At 29.6% G+C, this 1,134-nt stretch carries 1 protein-coding gene; it reads right to left on the bottom strand.

Features of this window, described 5'->3' with window-relative positions:
* Positions 1-85: 85 nt before the first annotated feature.
* Positions 86-1,134, bottom strand: a 1,049-nt coding sequence (locus BB045_RS09260; protein WP_142236933.1) for a DarT ssDNA thymidine ADP-ribosyltransferase family protein, incomplete at its 5' end; no start/stop codon positions are given.

The raw sequence follows: 1,134 nt of genomic DNA on the forward strand, positions 1-1,134 counted from the left end.
ACCCATAACTCCTACACAATTTACAGTATTTATTCGGATATCAGCATCATAATCAAAAAAATCACATGATACGAACTTTAACATTTTAAATCTCCTTACTTATTTTTTTTATAAAACCTGGTAACACTCTATTGATATTAAGAGCCCAAAAAGGGTTAATTGCAGAAATATCCGCCATAGATATGGCAATTAACATATTTAATTCATTATCATCTATTTTTAGACTTAATAATTCTTTTTCACTTCTGCCTTTAGCAAGAATCTCTCCAATTATGTCATGGTAGATGACTAATAAGCAAATTTTCCGGATTTCATCTTTTGACATTGTTTTAAATTCCTCAACTAAAATTCTTTTTAACATTGGAATTGAATCTGCTGGGTGATCTGGATATGCAACTTGAATTCCGTCTTTCCATTTGGACTTAGGTCCTTTACCTATGTCATGTAAGTACGCAGATAATTTAACCAACTTTTTATCATTTTCAGAGAGGTTTCTATAATACTCGTTATCTTCTAAATTATTGACCACCTTAATTGTATTATCGCTGACATTATCATAATGTACTTTATTATCAGTCTCTAATTCCAAAATATCTTCTAACTCTCTTAAAACACTAAAATTCTTTTTTATTTTAACTAATGCATCATTTATGTCCTGAAAAGCACTTGATTTTTGCTCTTCACTTTCTCTTTTTTCTACAATATGTCGAATTGCCTCATAAAAATATGCTCTAAGAAAAATTGGACCGGTTACTAAAGTTTCCCTTTCCCTACCATTCATAAAGAATTTTGTAAAATGAAAATGCCTACCATTAAATGGTGTGTATGAAATATTTGGTGATTTTAGTCCATATTCTTGATAAATCCTCTTAATTTCTTTTTTACACACTTTATTAAAAACAACATAGCTGTCTATCCATTCAATTGGAACTTTTTCGTATATTAGAACTTCAGCCATCCGAGAATGTAACTCTTCAGGATTACCACTTTTCCATTTGCTACTATCAATCAAATCCCATCTTAGATTGTCTAAATCTTCAGGATTACTATAAAAATTAGGAAGTCTCAAAGTGTTTGCAGATGCATCAGTAAATAATACATTTTCTTCCAATATTTTTTCTATTGGTATTGCAA

The organism is Staphylococcus sp. MB377 (assembly GCF_001922505.1).
GTDB lineage: Bacteria > Bacillota > Bacilli > Staphylococcales > Staphylococcaceae > Staphylococcus > Staphylococcus haemolyticus.